This window comes from Bradyrhizobium betae (assembly GCF_004123905.1).
Classification (GTDB): domain Bacteria; phylum Pseudomonadota; class Alphaproteobacteria; order Rhizobiales; family Xanthobacteraceae; genus Bradyrhizobium; species Bradyrhizobium betae_A.
On record NZ_MZXW01000021.1, the window covers coordinates 21,538 to 40,565 of the forward strand.

17 protein-coding genes are annotated in these 19,028 nt (G+C 61.9%); 12 read left to right on the plus strand and 5 right to left on the minus strand.

Annotation, left to right across the window (positions count from 1 at the left end; all coding sequences use genetic code 11):
• Nucleotides 1-3 precede the first annotated feature (3 nt).
• Nucleotides 4-780: an SDR family NAD(P)-dependent oxidoreductase gene (locus tag B5V03_RS18335; RefSeq protein WP_129271812.1), complete on the plus strand. Its 777-nt coding sequence runs from the start codon at nucleotides 4-6 to the stop codon at nucleotides 778-780.
• A gap of 104 nt (nucleotides 781-884) precedes the next feature.
• Here the strand turns inward: B5V03_RS18335 and B5V03_RS18340 are convergent, their stop codons facing one another.
• A complete protein-coding gene (locus B5V03_RS18340) occupies nucleotides 885-2,096 on the minus strand; it encodes an ABC transporter substrate-binding protein (RefSeq protein ID WP_129271813.1) in 1,212 nt (403 codons plus the stop codon).
• 38 nt (nucleotides 2,097-2,134) lie between these two features.
• Nucleotides 2,135-3,274, minus strand: a complete 1,140-nt coding sequence (locus B5V03_RS18345) for an acyl-CoA dehydrogenase family protein (RefSeq protein WP_129271814.1) — start codon at nucleotides 3,272-3,274, stop codon at nucleotides 2,135-2,137.
• Nucleotides 3,275-3,981: 707 nt separating this feature from the next.
• Between B5V03_RS18345 and B5V03_RS18355 the strand changes: the two genes are divergently transcribed.
• The 5 genes from B5V03_RS18355 to B5V03_RS43040 all read left to right on the plus strand — a co-directional run bounded on the left by B5V03_RS18355 (nucleotide 3,982) and on the right by B5V03_RS43040 (nucleotide 8,941).
• On the plus strand, nucleotides 3,982-5,301 hold the full coding sequence (locus B5V03_RS18355) for a Rieske 2Fe-2S domain-containing protein (RefSeq protein ID WP_129271816.1): 1,320 nt from the start codon (nucleotides 3,982-3,984) through the stop codon (nucleotides 5,299-5,301).
• A 7-nt stretch (nucleotides 5,302-5,308) separates the two neighbouring features.
• Nucleotides 5,309-6,250 carry a PDR/VanB family oxidoreductase gene (locus B5V03_RS18360; protein WP_129271817.1) on the plus strand — a complete coding sequence of 314 codons (942 nt, stop codon included), beginning with the start codon at nucleotides 5,309-5,311 and terminating at the stop codon, nucleotides 6,248-6,250.
• Nucleotides 6,251-6,321: 71 nt separating this feature from the next.
• Complete coding sequence (locus tag B5V03_RS18365; protein ID WP_245502261.1) at nucleotides 6,322-7,470, plus strand: thiolase C-terminal domain-containing protein; 1,149 nt, start codon at nucleotides 6,322-6,324, stop codon at nucleotides 7,468-7,470.
• The gene (locus tag B5V03_RS18370; RefSeq protein WP_129271819.1) at nucleotides 7,467-7,919 is read left to right on the plus strand and encodes a Zn-ribbon domain-containing OB-fold protein; all 453 of its coding nucleotides are present in this window, start codon (nucleotides 7,467-7,469) and stop codon (nucleotides 7,917-7,919) included. The genes B5V03_RS18365 and B5V03_RS18370 overlap by 4 nt, the downstream gene beginning before the upstream one ends.
• Nucleotides 7,920-8,437: 518 nt before the next feature.
• A complete protein-coding gene (locus B5V03_RS43040) occupies nucleotides 8,438-8,941 on the plus strand; it encodes a PAS domain-containing protein (protein WP_433995341.1) in 504 nt (167 codons plus the stop codon).
• A gap of 227 nt (nucleotides 8,942-9,168) precedes the next feature.
• On the opposite strand, the gene B5V03_RS18380 is transcribed toward B5V03_RS43040, so the two are convergent.
• The 3 genes from B5V03_RS18380 to B5V03_RS18390 all read right to left on the minus strand — a co-directional run bounded on the left by B5V03_RS18380 (nucleotide 9,169) and on the right by B5V03_RS18390 (nucleotide 12,830).
• Nucleotides 9,169-10,845: a CocE/NonD family hydrolase gene (locus tag B5V03_RS18380; RefSeq protein WP_129271820.1), complete on the minus strand. Its 1,677-nt coding sequence runs from the start codon at nucleotides 10,843-10,845 to the stop codon at nucleotides 9,169-9,171.
• A gap of 59 nt (nucleotides 10,846-10,904) precedes the next feature.
• Nucleotides 10,905-11,723: a creatininase family protein gene (locus B5V03_RS18385; protein WP_129272028.1), complete on the minus strand. Its 819-nt coding sequence runs from the start codon at nucleotides 11,721-11,723 to the stop codon at nucleotides 10,905-10,907.
• 204 nt (nucleotides 11,724-11,927) lie between these two features.
• Entirely contained in the window at nucleotides 11,928-12,830 is a 903-nt protein-coding gene (locus B5V03_RS18390) for a LysR family transcriptional regulator (RefSeq protein WP_129271821.1), read from the minus strand.
• A 143-nt stretch (nucleotides 12,831-12,973) separates the two neighbouring features.
• Between B5V03_RS18390 and B5V03_RS18395 the strand changes: the two genes are divergently transcribed.
• The 6 genes from B5V03_RS18395 (at nucleotide 12,974) to B5V03_RS18420 (ending at nucleotide 18,994) form a co-directional block, all read left to right on the plus strand.
• Entirely contained in the window at nucleotides 12,974-13,393 is a 420-nt protein-coding gene (locus B5V03_RS18395; protein ID WP_129271822.1) for a cupin domain-containing protein, read from the plus strand.
• A 30-nt stretch (nucleotides 13,394-13,423) separates the two neighbouring features.
• The gene (locus B5V03_RS18400) at nucleotides 13,424-14,224 is read left to right on the plus strand and encodes a cysteine hydrolase family protein (protein WP_245502262.1); all 801 of its coding nucleotides are present in this window, start codon (nucleotides 13,424-13,426) and stop codon (nucleotides 14,222-14,224) included.
• Nucleotides 14,217-15,569, plus strand: coding sequence for an FAD-binding oxidoreductase (locus B5V03_RS18405; protein ID WP_129271824.1), 1,353 nt, complete (start codon nucleotides 14,217-14,219; stop codon nucleotides 15,567-15,569). The genes B5V03_RS18400 and B5V03_RS18405 overlap by 8 nt, the downstream gene beginning before the upstream one ends.
• A 6-nt stretch (nucleotides 15,570-15,575) precedes the next feature.
• Nucleotides 15,576-16,160 (plus strand): NAD(P)H-dependent oxidoreductase, encoded by a 585-nt coding sequence (locus B5V03_RS18410; RefSeq protein WP_129271825.1) that lies wholly within the window; start codon nucleotides 15,576-15,578, stop codon nucleotides 16,158-16,160.
• A gap of 340 nt (nucleotides 16,161-16,500) precedes the next feature.
• Nucleotides 16,501-17,604 (plus strand): hypothetical protein, encoded by a 1,104-nt coding sequence (locus tag B5V03_RS18415; protein WP_129272029.1) that lies wholly within the window; start codon nucleotides 16,501-16,503, stop codon nucleotides 17,602-17,604.
• 394 nt (nucleotides 17,605-17,998) lie between these two features.
• Nucleotides 17,999-18,994, plus strand: a complete 996-nt coding sequence (locus tag B5V03_RS18420; RefSeq protein WP_129271826.1) for an ABC transporter substrate-binding protein — start codon at nucleotides 17,999-18,001, stop codon at nucleotides 18,992-18,994.
• Nucleotides 18,995-19,028 lie beyond the last annotated feature (34 nt).

The following is a 19,028-nucleotide window of genomic DNA, read 5'->3' on the forward strand; positions in this document are numbered from 1 at the left end:
CGAATGACGAAAAACATGGTGTCACTGCAAGGCCGGACGGTGGTCGTCACCGGCGCTGCACAGGGGATCGGCAAGGCAACGGCCGAACTGGCGGTCGAGCTCGGAGCGAATGTCGTCGCCGTCGATCTCAATGCCGAAGCGCTCGGGACCGTCCTGGCGGCCCTGCCGGCGGATCGGGTGATGAAGGTCGTCGGCAGCGTCACCGACGCGGAGCTCGCCGCCAGCACCGTTGCAGAGGCCGTCGGTCGGTTCGGCTCGGTAAACGGGCTGGTCAATAACGCCGGTATCATCCGCCCCGCGATGATCGAAAAGATGAGCATGCGTCAATGGCAGGAGGTCATCGACGTCCATCTGACCGGCGCCTTCCTCTGGCTTCAGGCTGTCGGGCGCCACCTGGTCGAGCGCGCTAAGGACGGCGACACCTCGGGCGGAGCCATCGTCAACATCTCGTCCGACGCGGGACGGAAAGGGTCGGTCGGCCAGATCAACTATGCCGCCGCCAAGGCGGGTCTGCTCGCAATGACGATGACCGCAGCGCGCGAATGGGGCAAGTACAACATCCGGACTAATTCAATCTGCTTCGGCGTGGTCGAAACGCCGATGACCGAGGTCGTTCGCGGCGAGAAGTTCAGGGACGGCATTCTGGCGCAGATCCCGCTTGCACGCTGGGCGACGCCGGATGAGGTGGTGCAGACCGTCTGCTTCCTGCTCTCGGATGCAGCCTCATACACGACGGGCCAGCACATCGGAGTCAATGGCGGCTTCCATATCAGCCTTTGATCCGCCTCCGTCCTCCCTAAGCATCACGGCTGTCGCGGTGCCGAAACACGAAGGCCAAACTTGCGGTGGGGCGCGCACCACGAGACGCGAGCCACCGGCTCTTTCTAATCCGCCGTGATCGGCTCGCCGGAGAGCGTCCAGCTCGACCCATCGAAAACGGCAATGCGCAGAGTTTTGAATGGCGCATAGTCCTCGGGCGTGGTGCTGATGGTGATACCGGGCAGCATCATCGGCATGCGCTGGGCGTGGAGCGATGTCGCCTGACGAAGCAGGCCCTCGCGGGTCAGATCGTCGCCGCATGCCTTCAACACGGCCCCGAGCGTGTTGACGTTCATATAGGCGACGAGAACGGAGTAATCGTCCGGGTTCACCGATGGCGCGTAGTTCTTGAGGAATTCCTTGTACGCCTTGACCTCGTCGTCATTGGCCCAGGCCGGATCGCCCGGTTGCTTGAGAAATTGCGTGGTGACCAATCCGCGAGAGGCGTCGAGCCCGGCCGGCTTCAGCACCGTCTCGACTGACGCAGTCGAGCCGCCGATGATGTGCAGCGGATGCCAGTCCAGCTCGTGGACCTTGCGGATCGATTGTGCTGCTGCCTTTGCCGAGGACTGCTCGATGAGGGTGTCGACGCCGGCGGATTTCAGCTGCACGATTTGAGAGTCGATGGTCGGGTCGGCGATTTCATAGGAGACCTGGGCGATGATTAGACCGGCCTTCTCGCCCAGCCCGGCGCGTAGCCCTTTGACATAATCCTTTCCGAAATCGTCGTTCTGGTAGAGAACGCCGATCTTCGCGTCCGGCTTGGTTTTGAGGATGTACTTGGCGATCGCCTGGCCTTCCGTCTCGAAGTCGGGATAGAGCGGAACGGTCCAGGGAAATTGCTTGGGATCATTGAAGCGGCGCCCTCCTGCCGTGATCAGGAGTTGCGGCACCTTCTTGGAGTTCAGATATTTCTGGATCGCGACGTTCGGAACCGTTCCAATCGTGCCGACCTCTGCCAGCACGCCGATATCCTCGATGAGCTTTCGGGATTGCTCGATGGCCTTCGGCGCACTGTAGGCGTTGTCGAGCTGGGTGAAGCTGATCTTGCGTCCGTTGATGCCGCCGCGCTCATTGAGCATCGTGAAATAGCCGACCACCGCACGTCCGGCGCCCGCGCCGAATGCGGAGGCCGGTCCGCTGAGCGGCGTCGACTGACCGAGCTTGATCTCGGTGTCACTGACGCCGGGCCCATAGGCCTTCTGGGCATGTGCGTTCGCAAGCGACAGCAGTGCGGCGACGACGACAAAACACGACAGAGCGGATCGACGGCTCACGGTAGTTCCTCCCATTTGTGCTTTTATAGTGTTTTGATTTATCGAAGCAGTTCGCGGGCGATCACGAGGCGCTGGATCTGGTTGGTCCCCTCGAAGATCTGCGTCAGCTTGGCGTCCCGCATCATCCGTTCGACGGGATAATCCATGGTGTAGCCATAGCCTCCGAATATCTGCACCGCGTCGGTGGTGACCTTCATCGCCATGTCGCTGCCGAAGCATTTCGCCATGCTCGCAAGCAGGTTGAGGCGCTGCCAGTCGCCGACGTCTCCGGCGCGGGCGCATTCATAGACCAAGGCGCGCGCCGCCTCTATCTGCATCGCCATGTCCGCCAGCATGAACTGGACGCCCTGGAATTCGGAGATGCTCTTCTTGAACTGCTTGCGTTCCTTGGCGTAGGCGAGGCTGGCCTCGAACGCGCCTTGCGCCAGCCCGACGCATTGAGCGCCGATCGTCGGCCGATTGAGGTCGAGCGCGCGCATCGAGGCCTTGAAGCCTTTGCCTTCCTCGCCGACGAGATTCTCGGCAGGGACGCGGACATTATCCAGGAAGATCGGCGTATTCGGTGCGCCGCGGAAACCCATCTTGCGCTCGTGGCGGCCGAAGCTGATACCGGGCATCTTCTTCGGCTCGAGAATGAAGGCGCTGATGCCGTCTGAGCCGGGACTGTCGCTGGTGCGCGCCATCAGCACGATGTAGTCGGCGGCAACGCCATAGCTGCACCATTGCTTGCGGCCGTTGATGACGTAGCTGTCACCGTCCTTGCGGGCTCGCGTATTGAGCGCCGAGACGTCCGAGCCTGCCTGCGGCTCGGAAATGGCGATCGCCGTGACCACGCCGCCTCTGGCGACGATCGGCAGGAACCGCTTGCGCTGCTCTTCTGAGCCGAAGTGCAGCAACGGCATGATGAACATGGTGTTGAGGCCGGCAATCGAGGCACAGGCCGGCGAGACCTTCGAGATCTCCTCCCTCGCGATGCACATCATGGTGAGGTTGCCGTTGGGACCGCCATATTGCTCGGGGACCCAGAGCTGCATCAGGCCCATGTCACCAAAAATCTTCACAATCTCCTCGGGGAAGCGGTCGGTCTCATCGATCTCGGCCGCGATCGGCGCGATGTGCTTGGCGACGACTTTCTGAATGCTGTCGCGAAAGGCGACCTGCTCCTCGGTGAAGCTCATGACGCTGCAATTCTCCTGGACATATCTCAATGGTTGGACCAATATAGGTGCAGAATAATGCCCTGTCGAGGGGCGAAATGCGCCGGGACCCTGCATGCGGGTCTTGCGCGCAAACTGCGCCGGGCGGGTCAGCGGAGGCGAATGGGAAGAGCGCAAGGCAGCAGTCGCGCCGAATTCATTCGGTGCAGGGAGGGATCGGACTTGGCGTATTCACCTCGCCGGCCGCGACGGGTTCAGGTCCGGGCAGATGTCACGCCCCTCGGCCGGGCATTTTGCTCCAATGCCGGCCCGGCAGCCGGCGCTTACGCATTCGCGCGCGGGCATTCGAGAACATGAGCGCGGCGAGGCGTCCCTGGGAGATGGCGATGGGACTGCGAGACCTGTTGTCGATACCCTATCTCTTGCGGGCCGAGGCAACCGAGAGTGAGCCCGGCCAATGGCGGATTCGTCTCGCTTACCCCGAGCTTCCCGGGTGCTCGGCCGAAAGCGCCGTGGTCGAAGATGCTCTGAGAGAGCTCGAGTGCAGGCGAATAGAAATCATCGTAGGACTCGTTGAACAGGGCAACCAGCCGCCCGTCCCACGTCGGCCACTCTCGACATCCGCCCCAATTTGGACCGCGCGTGAGCTGGGTCTCGCGGAGCGCGTGGCTCGGCTGCTGGACCGGTCGCCGCAACAATGATCGCGCAATCGCCTACGGAGGACGCCCATGCTCACGCACGAAGACAATGAGCGACTGGTCAGGGTCGGAAAGGGGACGCCCCTCGGCGATCTGTTCCGACTGTATTGGATTCCGTTCCTGCCGTCCGCCGACCTTGCCGCCGACGGTCAGCCCAGGCGCATCCGGTTGCTCGGCGAGGACCTCGTTGCATACAGGGACAGCGAAGGGCGGGTCGGCCTGGTCGACCAGGCATGCCCACACCGCGGCGCACCGATGGTGTTTGCGCGCAATGAAGATTGCGGTTTGCGCTGCGTCTATCACGGCTGGAAGTTCGACGTCGCCGGCGCAGTGACGGACATGCCGGCCGAGCCGGTGCGCAGCCGCCTCAAGGAGCGGGTGCGGATCAAGGCCTATCCCTGCAGGGAGCGCAACGGGATGATCTGGGCCTATATGGGGGCCGAGCAGCTCGAGCTCCCGCCGCTGCCCAATGTCGAGTGGAATCTGGTGCCGCAGGATCAGGTGCATATCTCGCTGCGGGTCCAGGAATGCAACTGGCTACAGGCCGTCGAAGGCGAGATCGACTCGGCGCATGCGCCGTTGCTGCATGGACGCCTGGATTCGCAGGGCACGACCAGCGCCTGGATCCAGAAGCGCGATCTCCGCCCGACCTTCGAATGCATCAAGCAGGATTTTGGGATGAGCATTGCGGCGCGGCGCCACTATGATGCCAACACCTTGTACTGGCGGGTCAACCAGTTCCTGCTGCCGTTCTATACGCTGGTGCCGCCACTGTCTCCGTTCCCAGATTTGAGCGGGCACGCCTGGGTCCCGATCGACGACGAGAACACGCTATGCATCATGTTCTCGTATCATCCGTCGAAGCCGCTGCTGGCGAAGACGCGCCAGGTGTTCGCGGAGGGGCACAACGGCCGCGAGAGCGGACATGCCAGCCGCCATGCCCTGGTCGAGCAACCGGTGACGGTTCCTTTTGCCGGGTACTGGACCAGGTACAACCCGCAAAACGGCTTCCAATTTGATTACGAAGCGCAGCGGACCACCTGGTTCTCGGGCCTGCCCGGGCTTTGGGTGCAGGATGGCGCGTGTCAGAGCGGGGTGTCGCCGATCTTCGATCGTACCAGGGAAAATCTCTGCGCGAGCGATACCGGCATTGCGATGACGCGGCGATTCATTCTCGAATCGCTCGGTGCGTACAGAGACCATGGCGTGAAGCCGAAGGGTGTCACCGATCCCGACGTGTTCATGGTCCGGGCGGTGTCGTTACGACTGCCGCCGGAAGAGCAATGGGCTGACGTTGGCGCGCCCTTCATGAAGGCCAGGCTCGGGGCCGATTTCGGCTATGAGGTGTGAGGCCGCGATGCTGCAGCTGCGTGTGAAGCGGATCACCCCCGAGGCAGAGAGCATCAAATCCTACGAGCTCGTCCCGTCTGATGGCGCCGAGCTCCCGGCCTTCACGGCCGGCGCTCACATCGATCTGCACCTGTCGAACGGCCTCATTCGTTCCTACTCGCTGGTGAACGACCAGCGCGAGCGGCATCGTTACGTGATTGCAGTCAACAAAGATCCGGCAAGTCGCGGTGGCTCCGCTTTCATCCACGACCAGATCCGTGCAGGAGATACAGTCACCGCGTCCGGCCCGCGCAACAACTTTGCGCTCGTCGAGCACGCGGATCATTCGATCCTGATTGCGGGCGGGATCGGCATCACCCCGCTGCTCTCGATGGTCCGTCGGCTCGAGGCACTCGGACGGCGCTGGCAGCTGTTCTATGCCGCAAGAACGCGGCGGGCGGCGGCATTCCTGGACGAGCTCGAGGTAGGTCGGCCAGACGTCCTGCATGTTGATCTCGACGACGAGCGGGCGGGCCAGCTATTCGACCTCAACGGCATCGTGGCCCAGGCGCCGGCGAACGCCCATCTCTACTGCTGCGGTCCAACCCCAATGCTGGAGGCGTTCGAGGCGGCAACAGCCGAACGGCCCGCCGATCTCGTTCATGTCGAGTACTTCAAGCCGAAGCAAGAAGCGGCGGTGGAAGGCGGCTTCGAGATTCGCCTCGCCCGCAGCAATCGCGCCATCCTGGTGGAGCCCGGCAAATCGATCCTCGATGCGCTGCTGGAAGCCGGGATCGCCGCGAGTTTTTCCTGCATGGAAGGCGTCTGCGGCACCTGCGAGACGCGCGTTCTGGAGGGCATACCCGACCACCGGGACCAGTTTCTCAGCGAGGAGGAACAGGCGACGAACAAGACGATGATAATCTGCTGTTCGGGCACGAAGACGAAAACACTGACTTTGGACCTCTAGATGCGCAACGAGGACACGAGAGTTTGAGGTCAACGCAGAGATCAGAGCGCACGCTGCGAGGCCGGGTCGCCGTGATAGGCATCGGCGAGACCGAGTATTACCGCCACGGGACCTCACCTGATCCGGAGTTCAAGCTGGCCCTCAAGGCGATCCTCGCCGCTTGCGAGGATGCCGGGATCGATCCGCGTGAGCTCGACGGTTTCTCGTCCTATGGCGATGACCGTAGCGAGGCGTCTCGCCTCGCGGCCGCGCTCGGCATCCGTCAGCTTCGCACGGCCACGATGCAATGGGGCGGTGGCGGTGGCGGCTGCTGCGCCGCTGTGGCCAATGCCGCGGCCTCTATCGTCGCCGGCCTCGCCGATTGCGTGGTCGTCTTCAGATCTCTGGCCCAAGGCCAACACGGCCGCTTCGGCCAGGCCGCAAACATCGACACGATCTCTGGCGAGAGGGCCTACTTGATGCCGTATGGCGTGCTGGCTCCGCCTCAACGCTTTGCCATGCGCGTTCGTCGTTTCATGCACGAGCACGGCGTACGCCAGGAGGCGCTACGCGCGATCGCGCTGGCGTCATACCATCACGCCCAGGCTAATCGACGCGCGGTCATGTACGGCCGTCCGCTCGATCCCGAAAAATACGACACCTCGCGCTGGATCACCGAGCCTTTCCACCTATATGATTGCTGCATGGAGAATGACGGCGCGGCAGCGATCGTGCTCGTCGCTGCGGACCGCGCCGGCGAGTTTCGCAGCAGGCCGGCCTACCTATTGGGCGCAGCGGTGGGATCGGGATATCGCGCCAGAGCTGTGCCGCACAACGCGCCCCAATATGCCAGTGCGAGCTTCGATACGGTCGCAGCCGATCTCTATCGTATGGCTCGTCTCGGGCCGGCCGATGTCGGTGTCGTTCAGTGTTACGAGAACTTCACGGGTGGCGTGGTGATGGCGCTGGCAGAGCATGACTTTTTCGCGCCGGGCGAGGCAAACGATTTTCTGACGCTCGAAAATCTGCTCGCGCCTTCCGGACGCCTTCCGCTCAATACCAGCGGCGGCAATCTTGCCGAATGTTACATGCACGGTTTCGAACTGGTGCTGGAAGCCGTGCGCCAAGTGCGCGGCACGTCCGTGAACCTCGCCGAACGCAAAGACGTGGCGATGGTGATCGGCGGGCCGATGGTCACACCGGTCAGCAATCTTCTCCTCGGCTCGGAGGCAACGCTGTGAGCGGCTCGGAAAACTCTTTCCATCTGCCCGAGGGGCTTCCGATCCCAACGGCCGAACCGGACAGGTTATCAGCACCCTATTGGGAAGGCTTGCGCCAAGGGCGGCTCCTCGTACAGCGTTGCAGCGGGTGCGGGACCTGGCAGTTTGGCCCCGAATGGATCTGCCACCGATGTCACGCCTTCGATCCCGACTGGGTCGAGATCGCCCCGCGCGGCCGCATCTTCAGCTGGGAGCGTGTCTGGCATCCGTCGCACCCGGCACTCCGGCAGCACGGACCGTATCTCGCAGTCCTGGTGGAGTTGCCGCATGCCGGCGGGATCCGCATGGTCGGCAACCTCCCGGGCGATCCTATGCAAGAGGTCGCAATCGGGGCCGACGTGGTTGGGTCGTTTGAACATCACCCGGGCTCGGACCCACCATACTCATTGCTGCAGTGGCACCGGCGCTAGGCGTACGGCGGTGAAGATGGCAGCTCAGGAAGTACGTCCCCTATCGTTGGTCGCGCCTAGAGGACTTAGACGGCACTTTTTGGTTGGATATTTCGGAGCATGCCATTGATCTCTAATGATCGGCTTTTGGCTCAGTTGGAAAAATTCTCTCGTAAAATCAATGATCTTATCATGTCTCTTAATCAGCGGGCCCCAGGTTCGAGCCCCGGTGCGCCCACCATATAAATCAAGACCTTAGCCAGAAAACCGTTTGAGAGGACCGAACCAAAACGGTTTTTCAAACGGTGTATTTTCGAGCATTTGCTCAGCCAGCTCAATAATGTGAAACGCCGGCGACCCGTTTCGAGAAACGAATGGGCATCAGTGAAGAGCAGCAAGGTAAGGTCTGAGTATGCGGGTATCGTTCGACAGCAATGCTTGGGAAAAAATATTCGATCCAGCAGACCGCGATTGGACCTCAATTCGTGCGGCGTTAGCGAAAAGCCAGATCGCGGGAGGAAGCCGAATTTCCCAACGTCGTGCAATCTTGGTCTGACCGCCTCCACCCAAATGACGCTGCAGCGACATTCGCCGCGTTTGGTTCGACTTGCCAGACCGGCGTCGGCTACGATGTGAAGTACCGCTTGAAGGTTAAAGACGGAAGTTATCGTTGGTTCCGAGCAACAGGTGGAGTCGTGTTGGACGAGAAAGGCCGGCCGCGGCGCGCCTGCGGATCGTTGGTCGATATCGACGAGCTCATGAAGGCGGAGGAAGAGAAGAGCGGGATGGTCCGTCGATTGGCGGTCGACCTTGAAAGCGCGATCGGAGAAATCGTCGATACCGTCTCCTCAGCTTCAAATGAGCTCGAGAGCTCTGCGAGTAGTCTAAGCAGCACGGCCGAACGCTCGCAAAAATCAACCACTGTCGCCGCTGCTGCCTCCGAGGCGGCGTCTAGCAACGTCCAGGTGCGGCGACGCAGGAGATTGCGCGCAACGTTCAGCAGGCTGCAAGCGGCACCCAGCGCGCCTCCACCAACATCATAAATGTGCAGCGCGAGGCCTCCGAAACTGGTTCTGCGTCTTCGCAAGTCTTGTCGGCAGCTCGGTCGTTATCGAGCGAGAGCAATCGCCTCAAAGACGAAGTGAGTCGGTTTCTCAAGACGATACGTGCTTGATGACAAAGGTATTGGCGAGAAAGTAATTAGAAATTGGCTGAAGTTCGGTCCTGATTGCCAAGTGGGGGGCGTTGCTGTGGTGAGACGAGGCTAGGCCTACGATCCCGCGACAGCGATTTCGGAGCCGGGCCTGACGGGCAACCGGAGAAGCGAAGGATAGGACGGTCCATGCCAGATCCCAATCGTAATAACCACGGCATGCGTCTTTGGCGTGCTCGCCGGATCTTCGCCCGTTCCCGGATTGACGGGATAGGCCGGATAATCGGCCCCCGCGACGGAGAGGCGGAGCCGCTCACCCTTCTTGAGTGTCGCGCACGTGGTAGTCAGTCTCAGCTTGTATCGGCCTGCCGTCGCGGCGCGATAATGCGCATACCCGCTCGAGATCTGAAGGACCCGTTCGTCAGGAGTGACGAGTGAAAGGATGCAGCAAAGGTCGAAGCTCGGACGGTCGCAGCTCACCTCGAGTTCGACCTCGGGTTCGCCGACCACCTCGACGGCGTCGTCAAGAGTTTTCGTCGTGAAGGTCAGAACGTCGCCCCGTTCATCGGCGACCCGGCGGTCGACTGGTCCCGTCGGAGCGCCGTAGTAGCCGCCGACAGTAGGTGAGGGTCGCCAGGGGTCGTGGACGATATGCTCGACATTCTCCTCCGGGCCCGGCCGAAGACCGAGGGTGCCGTCCTGAGCGTCCAGCGACGCTCGACCCGTGCCACCAAGGAACAGCGTCTGCGTGTTTGCCGGCAGATCCTGATATTGCTGCCATTTTTTCAAACCCATATCGAACAACTCGATCCGTCGGTCATCGGCCCGGCTCGGCGAACCCTTGAGGATTCGGTCAAAGAATCGGATGTGATCGATGTCGACATTGCGGTCTGCCTCTGGCCCGAAATCGACCGAGCCCACCTTCCGCGTCCACGGAAAATGGATCCAGGGGCCGACGATGAGCCTGGTGTCATCGCAGCTGCCTGCAACAGCTCGGAAGGATTCGATCGTGGCCGGCAGGAAGGGGTCGAACCAGCCACCGACGAACAGCATCGGCAATTGGCGGGCACGAATGGCGTCCAGATGTGTCCCAGGCGAAATGCGGTCCCAATACGAAGAATCGGGGGGCGTTTCGAGCCAGTCCATGACGTGCGAATAATGTCGGTACTTTTGCAGCAGCTGTGGCATTGCCGCGATCGGGCCGCTGAGCGGCAGGCTGGTCCCGGCGGCTTGCAAGGCGCTGAACGCCTCGTCGTCGCCTGCGCGCCGCGCCGCCTCTGCGGTGATCTGGATGCCCCAGCCGATCATGTGCTTCATCTGCAGGGCGCCGTTCTCGTAGGCCCAATGTGCGGGATTCCACGGCCCCATCACCGGCGCGAGAGCCTTCAGCGACGGGCAGTCTCCCGCCGCGGCGAGCAGTTGGTTGTAAGCCTGATAGGAGAAGCCATACATCCCGACGTCGCCGTTCGCGCCATCGAGACGCGCCGCCCATTCGACCGCCTCCGCGCCGTCCTCGATTTCGGTTTCACCCGGGCGGAATGTTCCCTCCGATGTGCCGCGTCCTCTGACGTCCTGCACCACGACGATATAGCCATGTGAGGCGTACCAGGAGGGATGCGCGTGGCAGATGCTGCATGCGATGCGTCTGCTATAGGCTTGGCGCTGAAGCAGAACCGGATAGGGTCCCGGCGCCGCCGGACGGTACACGTCGGCATCGAGCCGCGTGCCATCCTTTAGCGTCATGGTTTCGATTTGCGGGGGCAGGACGGGCAATCGAAGTGATTTTGCTGACATCTACGGAAGCTTCATCGTGAATTCATGCGCATACAGGCGCGGTGTGTCGAAAATCCCGACTACGGGGTCGGCTCATTCGTTGCCGATCTGATCCGTGACATCGGATACTGCTCGACCTCCGTGATCAGCTTGATCAAGCGGCTGGCCGCGCGTTCGATAGCCGCGCGGCCGCGCTCGGCATCTGCGAGCGCGGCGTTGCCGCAGGCTCCTTTGGGGTTGATGTCCTGCATTTGCCAGCCGAATCCAACCGGACCTTCCGGCATGAGGATCTCGCATTCCCTCTCCAGGGTCTGGGAGAGAGACCTGAAATCCTCCGCGAGCGCCATGTCGACGAGTTCGGGATGCAAATGGCACATTACGCTGGTCTCGATTTCCCCGCCGTGGATTCCATGCTTGCGTTCGGCCGCATTGAAGAAGTCCGACAGGTCCGTGAAGCGCGACCATTGCGACGAGACGGCCAGCATGCCGAGCCTGACCCGGAGCTCGCGGCAGACGATCTCCATGACCTGCGGCTGGCCGCCATGCGAGTTGACGAAGACGATCTTGCGAACTCCGGCCCGGTGAACGCTCTCGCAGACCTCGTACCAGACGCGGCCCAGCGTTTCGGCCGAGAGCGTCAGCGTGCCGGGGAACGCAGAGTGCTCATTCGACTTGCCGATCGACATCGTCGGCAGGATGAGGGCCGGGAAATCGTCGGCCATCTGCGCAACTGCGTGCTGGATTATACCTTCGACGATCGCCGTATCGACGCGGACCGGCAGATGCGGCCCGTGCTGCTCGACAGCACCGACCGGCAGCACGGCGACGATCCTGCTCAGATCAAGTTGACGGAAATCCTCGGCCGACAGGTCCCACCACCAATGCGACTTCAGTTTCATCTCGGTTGCCTTGTCGGTTTCCTTGGCTCGAATTGGCAGACAAGCCGGCGAGGCTTCGTCGCCCAGCGGCCTGTCAATCATTGTTGGGCATCTTCGGAAGCATGAAAAGTGCTTAATTTCGTCTGTTGTGTTGCCATATTGGCAACGCGCGCCGAGCGGGCCCTGATGGCAGCCGTGACGATCGTCGCGACCGTCTTTGCCGGTTCAGCCGGCAACCTCGCGGATCATCGCCTTCAGCATCTCCGCAAGCACGCTCGCGATCGCGCTGGTGCCCCGGACATGGCCGATCAGCATCAGCGCCTGCGCGTCCTGCGCAAGCTCGCGAGCGGGAACGTAGGTCAGCCGCCCGGCACGCCGCTCGGATTCCACGTCGAAGGGGGTCAGGAAGGTGATGCCGTCGTTCAGGATGACGGCGTGCCGCATGATCTCGATCGAATTGGTCTCGATCGCCGGCTGCAGGTCGATCGCGACCCGTGCGAAAGCCGAGTCCAGATAAGGCCGGATCGCACTCGTGCCGTCGGCGATGACGAGCGGGTAGTCGACGCAATCGCTGAGGCGGACGTTGCTTCGCTTTGCCAATGGATGGTTGGGGGTCATGACGGCGCCGAGCCGGCCGACGGCGCGCGCGAGGACCTTCAGATTGCTGTCCTTGCCGAAATCGAACCCGATACCGAGGTCGGCCTCGCCGCTGGCGACCGCAACCTGAATCTCCGCCCCGGTATTGAAGAGCGTCAGGTTGAGCTTGACGCGCGGATTGGCCGCGCGAAACTCCTTCACCTTATTCGGGACGAGGTTGGAGGCGAGGCCGCTCATCATCGCCAGTGTGATTTCGCCGCGTCGCAAGCCCTTCAATTCCTCGATCTTGACTTGGGTGCGGGTCAGCTCCTTGAGCGTCTGGCGGACATGCCCGATCAGCACTTCCCCTGCGGCGGTCAGGATCAGCTTCTTCGGAAGACGCTGGAAGATCGGCGTTCCCAATTGCGTTTCCAGTGCGAGAATCTGGCGGCTGATTGCCGACGCCGCGACATTGAGACGGTCCGCCGCCTTGCGGATCGAGCCGGTGCGGGCAACCTCGTCAATGTAGTTCAACAGCCGGCTGTGCAGCATGTGTCTGGCCCCGATCAATTTCCCCAAGGTGATGGTTTGTTGCCGAAAAGGCAACAGGTCTGTCGAATTAAAGCGCTTTGAGGCGATGCGTTGTCATGCGACATCCGTCATGACGAGAGTGCACTGTCCGAGGAAGTGATCCCATGTCGTTCAGCGTCGCCGATCTCACGCATGCGAAAGTCTTCCGCATCGCGCCGAAGGACACCAATTATTTCGCAGTCCTGTTCGACCAGGTAACGGATCGGATCGGCAACATCTTCGTCATCGAAATTTTCCAGCCTGGCGGGGCGACGCCACCCAATGAGCACGCCGTCGCGCACGAGTTCTTTCACGTGCTGCACGGCGTCGGTGTCGCGCGCTGCGACGGCAAGACCCTGCCGATCAAGAAGGGCGACTCGCTTCTGCTGCACCCGGGCTCAGAGCACGTCATCGAGAACACGGGGCCGGGCAAGCTCTACACGCTCACCGTGATGACGCCCAACGAAGGCTTTTCCGAGCTGATCCGCAGCGGTGAGCCCGTCGCGCTCGACGCCGAGGACATGCGCGCGCTGCAAGGGCTCTGATCGATGGACGGCGCATCATCCGATCCCGCCTTGAACGAAGGCCTGCTGCCGCTCGGCTCAAGCCGCGCGAATCGCTGGATGGTGGCCGAGGGCCGGGCCAATCTGGTGCGCCAGCCGGTCCTGCCGCGCCCGGCGACGGTCAAGACCCAGGGCAAGCTTGTCACGTTCGACCTCGCGCGCACCGCGCTCGTCGTCGTCGATATGCAGAACGACTTCTGCCATCGAGATGGCTGGCTGGCGCATATCGGCGTGGACGTCGCGGCGGCACGGCGCCCGATCGCGCCATTGCGGCGATTGCTGCCGCTGTTGCGCGGCTGCGACGTGCCGGTCATCTGGCTCAACTGGGGCAACCGGCCCGACCGGCTCAATCTCAGTCCGTCGCTGCTGCATGTCTACAATCCGAACGGCGCCGGTACCGGCCTCGGTGATGCGCTGCCCGGCTCGGGCGCGAAAGTACTGGAGCGGGGCAGTTGGTCTGCGGCCATCGTCGATGAGCTTCCGACCGAGCCGACGGACATCCACGTTGCCAAGTACCGGATGTCGGGCTTTCAGGATACCGAACTCGACAGCATTCTTCGCAATCTCGGTGTGAACACTTTGATGTTCGCGGGAGTCAATGCCGATCAGTGCGTGCTCTGCACGTTGCAGGATGCAAACTTTCGCGGCTACGACTGCCTACTCCTGGAGGATTGCACGGCCACGACGTCACCCGACTATTGCATGGCGGCGACCATCTACAATGTGAACCAGTGCTTCGGCTTCGTCGTCGGATCCGAAGCAATCGCGGCGGAGCTCGCGAACGGTGCATCGAAGGGGACCAATCGTGACTGATCTCGCATCTGATGCGCTGGACCGGCTGATTGCCGATCTCGGCGACATTCCCGTGGTGACCGAAGAGAAGGTCGTGCGCCGGCGCTCGCGCGACTTCTTCTGGTATAGCCCCATTCTCAACGCACAGCTCGACGGCAAGTCGGCCGACCTGATCGTGCTGCCGCGCGACGAGCAGGACGTGATCCGCATCGCATCGGTCTGCGCGCGCCATCGCATGCCGATCACCGTGCGTGGCGGCGGCACGGGCAATTACGGACAGGCCGTGCCGCTCGAGGGCGGGGTGTTGCTGGATATCTCCGGGCTCGAAAGCATCGAATGGATCAGGCCAGGCGCGATGCGCGTCGGTGCCGGCGCCAAGATGCACACGATCGATGCGGCCGCGCAGGCGCAGGGGTGGGAGCTGCGGATGCATCCATCCACGAAGCGCATGGCGACGATCGGCGGCTTCGTCGCTGGCGGATCGGGCGGTATCGGCTCCATCACCTATGGCGGCCTGAGGGAGCCGGGGAACATCCTGGCCGCGCGCGTCGTCACGGTCGAGGAGGAGCCGCGCATCATCGAATTGCGCGGGGATGCGGCCCAGAAGGTCAACCGCGCCTATGGCACGACCGGGATCATTACGGCGCTCGAAATGCCGCTCGCCCCTGCATGGAAATGGATCGACGTCGTGGTCGCCTTCGACGATTTCATGGAGGCCGCAACATTCGGCTATGAGGCGGCCTTGGCCGACGGGATCGTGAAGAAGGTGCTCTCGCCCATCACCTGGCCGTTGCCGTCCTATTTCGGGTCGCTGAAGCCGTCCTGTCCCGAGGGAAAGAGCGTGCTCATGGCGATGATCGCCGAGCCTTCTCTCGATAGCTTCAAGTCGCTCCTCGGCGGTCGCGGCACGATCACGCTCGAGACACCGACGGACGAGAGCCCCGGCCGTGTCCCGCTCTACGAATATTGCTGGAACCACACTACGCTCCAGGTGCTGAAGAGCGATCGTTCGGTAACGTACCTGCAGTGTCTATACCCGCATGACCGCGTCCTGGAGAAGGTCGCCGAGATGCGGCAGCTATTTCCGGACGAAGTGCTGCAGCACCTCGAATTCATCCGCTTCGGCGGCCGCGTCACCTGCAGCAGCCTGCCGGTCATCCGCTATACCAATGCAGATCGGCTGAACGAGATCATGCGGCTGCATGAGGAGCGTGGTGTCTTCATTGCCAACCCGCACGTCTTCACGGTCGAGGACGGCAGCCGGTACAAGCGCGCCGATGCCGATCAGCTCGGCTTCAAGCATGAAGCCGATCCGCATGGCCTGCTCAATCCCGGCAAGATGCGAAGCTTCGTGAGCAGAAGGTGATGCGCGATGCACGTGCTCTACGTGTATTGCCATCCGCTCGCCGACAGCTTTCACGCGGCCCTTCGCAGCGAGGCGCTGGCCGGGTTGGCCCAGGCCGGCCACACGCTCGATCTGCTCGATCTCTACGCCGAGGGGTTTGATCCCGTCCTGAACGCCGAACTTCGCCGCGACTACCACGATCCCGTGCTGAACCGGCGCAAGAACGAGTCCTACGCCGCGCGCCTGATGGCGGCGAACGCGCTGATCGTACAGTTTCCCACTTGGTCATTCGGGCCACCCGCGATGCTCAAGGGCTGGTTTGATCGCATGTTCGGCCCGGGCATCGCGCTCGACCTGTCCGATCCCGCCCATGCGAAGCCGATGTTGCAACACATTGAACGCATCGTCGGCATTGCGACCTACGGTCGGCCGCGCTGGCAGGCGATCGGCATGGCCGATCCGCCGCGCAAGATCATCAAGCGCTATCTGCCGTGGTTCACCGGCGGAAAGGCGCGCGTGCGCTACTACGCGCTCTATCACATGAATGTCGCCACCGCGAACAAGCGCAACCGCTTTCTTGCAAAGCTACGGCGGGACATGGAGCGATTCTAGTCGCGCCTTGCAAAGCGGCGCCACGTCATCTGCGCTGTTGCTTCTTCGAAACCACCACCAACGAAAATGGCGGCACGCCCGACGCAGCTCGCGTACGAACATTGTCGCACCGGCGGGGTCGTGCCTCGCATCGTGCAACGACGTGCGTCATCCGAAAGGCAACGCAATGCGCGAATCAAAATGCTTCTAGGTATTGCCCTGCCTGTGCATCTTGAGTCCGGGCGAGGACGCAGTCGTCGGGGGACGGCTCCTTGTAAAATGCTCGAGCGGTAGCCGTGACGACGATGTCGTCGTTGCGAACGGATGCGAGCGCCCGCTTGTCAAACCAGGGGCACACACAATGTTCGATATTCGACGCTTCTTCACTGCCGCGGCTCTGTCGCTGATCGCTGGGGCATCAGGCAGCCTCGCGCGCGCGGACGACCTCATGGTCAAATCCGCCAAAAAAACGACCGATCGTCCCTTCTTCCTCGTTGTGGATGATCGCCTGACATATGCGTGGATGCCGAAGGCCACCGATCCGGGTCTCTTCAGTGTTCAGCCCAATGGCGCCATTAATGGAACGACAGCGAAGCAGGTGTACGCGTTCACGCATTTTGACGTCTGGGCGTACGGCACCAACTTCCTCTCGCTTTCGATGTTCAAGTCGGATCACAACGATCCTGCCAACCCCTGCGTAACGAACGCGTCTGGTGCGATCGTGAGCAGCGTCTCCGGCCTGCCGGCCAGTTGCGCCGGGATGACGGAAATCTACGGCCTGTTTCGCTCGACGTTCAGCGGGAACGACATATTCAACACAAAAGCCTTCGCGATCGGCCCGCTTCACAACATCTCGTTCGAGGTCGGGATGGATGCGAACACCGAGAATAGCTTTCTTGCGAACTCCAAGCGTGCTGCCGTAGCGGGTCTCCAGTTTGCGTTCGACCTCCCGTACAAGGGCTACTTTAACGTGGCGCCGCTCGCCTATTGGGAATTCTCGAGCCGCAATGCCTTCGCCCAATGCGGCTTGTTCGGTGCCGGCGTTCCGTACCCCGCGCTGGGAGCCACCTGTCTCGCCGATGGCGAGCGGAGCTTCGATGTGACATGGTCGGTGGAGGCGAATTACTACATGGATCTGGGCTTCTTGCCGGAGAGCATGCAGTTCTGGTCGATCAGCGGGCGCGCTGCCTGGCAGGGACCGAAAGGCTACGAGAAGAACCCGGTCGTCAGCACGCCCACCGTGGTGACGTTGAACTCCGAACCCATTCGACTGACATTCGATGCCAGCAAGGCACTCTGGGGACCGCGATATGCCCACTTCGTCGATCTCTGGGTTGCCTATCGCTATTGGCAGAACAAATTCGGCCTCGATCACAATCGGAGCGCGAGCTGTCTGTTCAAGGGCACCAGCAACAATAGCTGTACGGAAGAGACGGTTTACGCCGGCGTGACCATGAAGTTCTGACGGACCTCGGGCCGGTGACCACCCGGTCACCGGCACACACCGTTCATCATTCTTGCGGCCACCTCATGCCCAATTTTCCATGACGGATCGCTCACGAAACCGGCATGGCTGCGGAGGCAACAAAGCACGCGGTATCTCTGCTCCTTTTCTGCCAAGTCCTTGCGCGGTTGGCGTATCGGGCGAGGCCCTGCAAGGCGAATGTGGTCATGATGCCTGCTAGATCCCGGTAGGACCCGTCCGTCTGCCCACGAAAGCGGCGTTGCTTCAAAGGCAACGGATTGCTCGAATCTAAATGCTTTGAGGTGACAGCCTTTCCGAGCATCCTCACGCTTGGAAAGTCTCGCAGCGCAGTGCTCGCCGGCTGATCCCGGCGAGCTGCAGAAGGGCAACCAGCATGGCCACGACGAATCTGTCCCGAATGATCTCAGCCGGTCTGCTGGTGGGCGCAGCACTGGTCGCCTCCCTCGCGCCGGCGCGGGCCGCCGACAAAGTCACGTTCCTGACGAACTGGTTCGCGCAAGCTGAACATGGCGGCTTCTATCAAGCCAAGGCAACGGGCCTGTACGAGAAGGCCGGGCTGGATGTCACGATCAAGATGGGGGGGCCGCAGGTGAACGGTTCGCAACTCCTGCTGGCTGGCGACACCGATTTCATGATGGGCTACGATATCCAGGTCCTCAAGGGTCGCGAGAAGGATCTGCCTCTCGTGACGGTCGCTTCCTCGTTCCAGTTCGACTTGCAGGGCATCATGGCCCATGACGACTTGGCAGATCTTGCCGCGCTCAAGGGCCGGCCGATCCTGATTGCCGGATCGTCGCGAACGACGTTTTGGCCCTGGCTCCGCACAAAATACGGCTACACCGACGATCAGATCCGCCCCTACACCTTCAATCTCCAGCCCTTCTTCGCCGACAAGACCGTCGCGCAGCAGGCCTATCCGTCCTCCGAGCCGTATCAGGCCGAGCAGCAGCAGGAGAAAGTCAAGTTCTTCCTGCTCGCGGACGGAGGCTATCCGCCCTATGGGTCCACGATCGTCACCACCGAGAAGATGATCGCCGAAAAGCCCGGTGTGGTGGAGCGCTTCGTCAAGGCCTCGCTGGAGGGGTGGTACGATTACATGAAAAATCCGGCGCCCGGCAATGATCTGATCAAGGCGGCCAATCCCAAGATGACCGACGGCCAGCTCGCATTTGCCCTCGACCGGTTGAGAGACATGAAGGCCATCGACCGCGGCGATGCCGCGACGCTGGGCGTCGGCATCATCACGGCAGACCGATACAGGCAAATCTACGAATTCCTCGTCGCGGGCGGCCTGCTCGACTCCAAGGTGGACTGGCAGAAGTCGTTCGACGATCGTTTCGTCAAGAACCTGAAGATCGGGCTGAAATAAGGATGCCGACATGAGGGTGCTGTCGTCCGTTAAA